Raw genomic sequence first — 1351 nt, forward strand, 5'->3', positions numbered from 1 at the left:
TTTAAAAAAACGTAAACAGAAGGGGGGAAAAAAGTTCGTTGCAACGGCGGTGGGGCATGCCCCATGGGGATTAGGGGTAGCAGAGTATTTTTACAATCTTTACGAATATGATGATGGTACAAGAGAATATGAAGAATTTGACGGTGGTCAGTATCATGAGATGCCTGAGAATGTTGATTACAGTACCAAGGCGCAAGTGAAAGCTTGGATATACGGTGGTGATTTGCCAAGAAGCGTATTGAGTTGCGAAGCGTTGATAGACGAGGTGAATAGGGAAATCAAAAAACGTACAGTTAAAGCAGTGAAAACTTATGATGATATAGACAACGAGCTAGAGAAAGCACTTGGTATTCAATTAGGTAGGTATCAAAATGAAAAAAATTGAAAAAAATAAAAAATACGTATTGACNTAGAGAAAGCACTTGGTATTCAATTAGGTAGGTATCAAAATGAAAAAAATTGAAAAAAATAAAAAATACGTATTGACATTAAGGAAAGGTTCGTTTAGAAAGGTCGGCAAGTGCTAAAAACACTTGTGATAAGCGGATAAACCACGATAAGGTTTTTCCCATCTTCAAAATACTGACTTTCTTTTATGCTATCATTGGCATATAACGGTTATGTCGGGTGTAGCTATGCCATACAATACCCTTCGCGAGGGAAAAGCATAGCGGCGGACTTATCACCGTGTTTTTAGCACCCGACGCCCTTATGGGCTGTTAATTAAAAACTTCATTGATAAGGATTACTAGCATGAACGCTACAGTTAAAAATCAAAAAACATCTCCAAAATATCAACTCACCAATCAAACAATTCTTCGTGAGGGTAAAAAACTTTATCGCATTAAGGCGTTAAGAGATTTTGGTGATGTTAAAGCTGGTCAACTTGGTGGCTATATTGAATCTGAAGAAAATCTTTCCCATGATGGTAATTGCTGGGTTGGTGATCAGGCCATTGTTGTGAGCCCTGGTCGTGTTTACGAAAATGCGCAGGTTTATGGCAATGCAGGTGTTGGTGGTTTTGTATATGGTAATGCTCGCGTCTACGATTCAGCAAAGGTTTTTGCCAATGCCCATGTGTATGATAATGCCCATGTTTTCGATAGTGCAAAAATTGTAAGTAAAGTGCATGTTTATGAAAATGCCAATGCATGTGGCATGGCTATTGTTACTAAGAATATTTGTGGTGACACAATGAATAATGTTTATACAGAACGCCTTTCTCCTTATGGTGAAATTTGCTTTGTTATGTGTCGTCCTCATAGGAAAACAGCTTAAATAACGGCGCGGGCGCGGCGGGGGCGCCTCCTTATAACCATTTCATTTAAAAATTTGTTTGAATATTAGATTA

General features: G+C 38.3%; 2 protein-coding genes. Both read left to right on the forward strand.

Features of this window, described 5'->3' with window-relative positions:
- Positions 1–385, forward strand: a 385-nt coding sequence (locus ACFIJW_RS04765; RefSeq protein WP_375633492.1) for a hypothetical protein, incomplete at its 5' end; no start/stop codon positions are given.
- A gap of 368 nt (positions 386–753) precedes the next feature.
- Positions 754–1278: a hypothetical protein gene (locus ACFIJW_RS04770; protein ID WP_375633493.1), complete on the forward strand. Its 525-nt coding sequence runs from the start codon at positions 754–756 to the stop codon at positions 1276–1278.
- The last annotated feature ends 73 nt before the right edge of the window (positions 1279–1351 follow it).

It is taken from the genome of Bartonella sp. MM97QHHN (assembly GCF_042194285.1).
Classification (GTDB): Bacteria; Pseudomonadota; Alphaproteobacteria; order Rhizobiales; family Rhizobiaceae; genus Bartonella.